This is a genomic window from Stenotrophomonas sp. TWI1151, from assembly GCF_039673135.1.
Classification (GTDB): domain Bacteria; phylum Pseudomonadota; class Gammaproteobacteria; order Xanthomonadales; family Xanthomonadaceae; genus Stenotrophomonas.
In genome coordinates this window covers 1-4205 of the sequence record NZ_JBDJLA010000032.1, presented here as the reverse complement: position 1 = coordinate 4205, position 4205 = coordinate 1, and the positions used below count along the sequence as shown (strand labels likewise).

Annotated in this window: 3 protein-coding genes and 1 tRNA gene; 1 reads left to right on the top strand and 3 read right to left on the bottom strand. The window is 66.7% G+C overall.

Annotation, left to right across the window (positions count from 1 at the left end; translation table 11 throughout):
• Positions 1 to 78 precede the first annotated feature (78 nt).
• From rlmB to rnr, 3 genes are all read right to left on the bottom strand, one after another.
• A complete protein-coding gene (gene rlmB / locus ABE422_RS18715; RefSeq protein ID WP_019184367.1) occupies positions 79 to 825 on the bottom strand; it encodes a 23S rRNA (guanosine(2251)-2'-O)-methyltransferase RlmB in 747 nt (248 codons plus the stop codon).
• Positions 826 to 922: 97 nt separating this feature from the next.
• Positions 923 to 1399: a GFA family protein gene (locus tag ABE422_RS18710; protein ID WP_313217742.1), complete on the bottom strand. Its 477-nt coding sequence runs from the start codon at positions 1397 to 1399 to the stop codon at positions 923 to 925.
• Between the two features lie 107 nt (positions 1400 to 1506).
• Positions 1507 to 3852: a ribonuclease R gene (gene rnr, locus ABE422_RS18705; RefSeq protein ID WP_260232222.1), complete on the bottom strand. Its 2346-nt coding sequence runs from the start codon at positions 3850 to 3852 to the stop codon at positions 1507 to 1509.
• A gap of 250 nt (positions 3853 to 4102) precedes the next feature.
• On the opposite strand from rnr, the gene ABE422_RS18700 reads away from it, so the two are divergent.
• Positions 4103 to 4189 (top strand) — tRNA-Leu (locus ABE422_RS18700).
• Positions 4190 to 4205 lie beyond the last annotated feature (16 nt).

Genomic DNA, 4205 nt, shown 5'->3' with positions numbered 1-4205 from the left:
CGGGGGGGTGGGGTGGGTTTGTTCCTCCCGGTGTCCCCCCCCCACCCCCGGTGGCCTCTCCCCCCTCGCGCGGGCGGGTTACAGCCCGCGCTGACGCACCGCTTCGAACAGGCTCACGCCGGTGGCGACGGAGACGTTCAGGCTCTCGATATCGCCTGGCATCGGAATCTTGACCAGGCCATCGCAGTTTTCGCGGGTCAGGCGGCGCAGGCCGTCGGCTTCGCCGCCCAGCACCAGCGCCACGTTGCCCTTCAGGTCGATCGCATACAGCGACTCGGTGGCTTCACCGGCCAGGCCGTAGATCCACACGCCCAGCTTCTGCAGGTCCTTCAGGCAGCGCGAGAGGTTGGTCACCTGCACCACCGGGATACGGTCGGCTGCGCCGGCCGAGGTCTTGCGCACGGTCGCATTGACCGAGGCCGACTTGTCCTTGGGAATGATCACCGCCGTGGCACCGGCCGCCGCCGCGCTGCGCAGGCAGGCGCCGAGGTTGTGCGGGTCCTGGACCTCATCGAGGATCAGCAGCAGGGCCTTGCCCTCGGCCGCTTCCACCAGCCCTTCCAGCTCGTTCTCGCCCCAGGTCCGTGCGGCCTGGTAGCGCGCCGCCACGCCCTGGTGACGCACCGAACCGCCCACACCGTCCAGCGCCTGGGTGTTCACCTTGCGCACGTCGATGCCCTTGCGGCGTGCGTTTTCCTCGATCTCGGTCAGACGCGGGTTCTTCGCACCGGCCTCGATGAGGACCTCGCGGACGTTCTCGGCATCATTCTCGATCGAAGAGGCGACGGCGTTGACGCCGACGATCCACTGGCTTTGCTTGCTCATTGCGGGGGGCGGGACCGGTAAAGGGGTTGGTAATGGTAGAGCATCAAGGCCCACCCTGCCCTGCCGGGCGTTCACGGGGGGCGTTCACAGCCCGCCTTCAGCCCGGCGGCCAATCCGCGGTGTCGTGGTCCGGGTGCTGGTGGGAGACGATATGCAACAGGAAGTCGCCGGCCTCGGCGTCCTCTTCGCTGCGCAGCGCGCTGAGCGACCCCAGGGCATCCACGAACGGGAGCTTGGCCTCGATCCCGTACTGGATCGTCGGCGGCAGGCGGGCCGGTTCATCGAAGGCGCCGGCCGCGATCGCTACGCCATCCGGGGCTTCGTAGGTCAACGGGGTGCCGCAGTCAGCGCAGAAGCCGCGCTGGACCATAGTGGAGGATGGGAAACGCCGGGGCTCGCCGCGGGTCCAGCGGAAGTCGCTGCCACGGACCGAGACCAAGGGGGCGTAATAGGCGCCGAAGGCCTTCTGGCACATCCGGCAATGGCAGATCGAGCTGTGGGTCAGCGCACCGACCACGTGGAAGCGGATCGCGCCGCACTGGCAACCACCGCTGTATTCGGGGAGGGCCTGCATGGGATCGCTCCGATGGGATCGGCGCCCACCAACCGTGGGCGGGTAGACGATGTGCCGACCAACGGTCGGCACCTGCCGCGTACCGGCCGTGGGCCGGTACGCGGCGATCAGTACTTCTGTTTCTGGCGCTTGGCCGGCTGGCCGCGCGGCGGCAGCTCGGGCAGCGAATCGTCCTTTTCTTCCACCAGGCGGAAGTCGATCTTGCGCTCTTCCATGCTGGCCTTGAGCACCAGGATCCGCACGCGGTCACCGAGGCGGTAGATCTTGCCGCGGCGTTCGCCGTTGAGCGTTTTGCGCACCGCGTCGAACTGGTAATAGTCGTGCGGCAGCTGGGTCACGTGGACCAGGCCGTTGACCTTGGATTCGTCCAGTTCCACGAACAGGCCGAAGCTCGTCACGCCACTGATCACGCCCTCGAACTGGCCGCCAACGTGCTTTTCCATCCACGCGGCGCGGTAACGCTCGTCGACTTCACGCTCGGCTTCATCGGCGCGGCGCGCCCGCTCGGAGCACTGCAGGGCCAGCGCGGCCATCTCACGCGGCGAATAGGTGAACTTCTCCGGCGCGGCTCCGCTGAGCGCGTGCTTGATCGCACGGTGCACCAGCAGATCGGGGTAACGACGGATCGGCGAGGTGAAGTGGGCGTACGCATCCAGCGCCAGGCCGAAGTGGCCCAGGTTGTCCGGCGAGTACACCGCCAGGCTCTGGCTGCGCAGCAGCACCGATTCCAGCAGCGCTGCGTCCGGGCGATCGCGCACTTTCTTCAGCAGCTTGGTGAAATCGGCCGGCTGCACCTTCGACCACGGCGGCAGGCTCAGCTTGAATTCCTTCAGGAACTCGAGCAGATCGGCGTACTTGGATTCCGGCGGACGCTCATGGTCACGGAACGGCGCCGGCACCTGCTTGGCCAGCAGGTAGCGCGCCGCCTGCACATTGGCCGCGATCATGCATTCTTCGATCAGCTTGTGCGCATCGTTGCGCACCATCATCCCGGCCTGGGTGACTTCGCCGGTGTTGTCCAGCACGAAGCGCACTTCGGAGGTTTCAAATTCGATCGCACCGCGGCGGGTACGCGCCTTGGCCAGCACGTGATACAGCTGGTACAGGCGATCCACCTGCGGCATCAGCGGACCGATCGCCTTGCGCGCGGCCGGGTCGTTCTCGCCCACCGCTTCCCAGACCTGGTTGTAGGTCAGGCGCGCATGCGAATTCATCACCGCTTCGTAGAAGCGCGAATGGATGACCTCGCCTTCGCGGTTCACCTGCATGTCGCAGACGAAGCACATGCGGTCAACCTTGGGCATCAGCGAGCAGATGCCGTTGGACAGCGTTTCCGGCAGCATCGGCACCACGAACCCGGGGAAGTAGACCGAGGTCGCGCGCTTCTGCGCTTCATTGTCCAGCGGCGTACCGGGACGCACGTAATTGGAGACGTCGGCGATCGCCACGACCAGGCGGAAGCCTTCGGCATTGGGTTCGCAGTAGACCGCGTCGTCGAAGTCCTTGGCATCCTCGCCATCGATGGTGACCAGCGGCGTGTTGCGCAGGTCCTCGCGGTGGCCGATCTGTTCCGGGGTGACCACCATCGGCACCGCGGTGGCTTCAGCCAGCACTTCGGCCGGGAACTCGAACGGCAGCTCATGGCCGTGGATGGCGGTTTCCACCACCAGCGAGGCCGTCAGCTTGTCGCCGAGCACGGCGATGATGCGGCCGATCGGCGGGCGGCGGGTGTCCGGCGCCTGGGTCAGCTCGCAGACCACCAGCTGGCCATCGCGGGCATCGCCGGTCTGGTCGGGCGGGATCTGTACGTTGCGCTGCACGCGCTTGTCGTCGGGCACCACGTAGTTGATGCCGAACTCGACGCTGAAGCGACCGATCAGGCGGCTCATGCCACGCTCAAGCACGCGCGAGATGCTCGCCTCGCGACGGCCACGACGATCGATGCCGGTCACGTTGACCAGCACGCGGTCACCATGCAGCACCTTGCGCATTTCGAACGGCGGCAGGAACAGATCGTCGCCACCTTCGACCGGGCGCAGGAAGCCGAACCCTTCCGGGTTGGCGATCACCACGCCGGTGATCAGGTTGACGGCCTGCAGCGGCGCGAAACCGCCACGGCGGTTCTGCACCAGCTGGCCGTCACGGCACATCGCGCCCAGGCGCTTGCCCAGCGCATCGGCACGGTCCGGCTCGGTCAGGCCGAGATGGATGGCGATCTCTTCGGCGGTCTGCGGGCCATCGCAGCGGTCGAGCAGCTGCAGGATCGCCTCACGGCTGGCGATCGGCTGCGCATAGCGCTCGGCCTCGCGGGCGGCGAAGGGGTCCACCTGGACCTCACCGTCGAGCGGGGTCGGATGCGGGCGGCGGCGGGTCGGGATCGGCCCGGCATGCGCAGGCTTGGGCCCGCGCTTGTTGCCACGCGGCGGCTCAGCGGTGTTCAGGGATTCGGGCATCCAGGGTGGCAGCTTGCCGGCTTTCTTGGCGGCAGCGCGGGGCTTGCCCGACGGACCGGCTGCCTTCTTGGGCGCCGGGGACTTGGGGGCTTTCGCGCCCTGGGTCGGTTTCTTTGGTTTCATTGACCTCAATAGTAACCGCTGTGCGTGTGCAGAACCGGTCAGCGGCGCTCCTGTGCAGGATTGTGAAGAAATTTCACAAAACCGTTGACAAGCCTCACGGACATGCCCAGAATTCGCCCCCTGAGTCGCCCAGGTGGCGGAATTGGTAGACGCACTAGCTTCAGGTGCTAGCGGGGGCAACTTCGTGGAGGTTCGAGTCCTCTCCTGGGCACCATGACTCAGAAAATGAT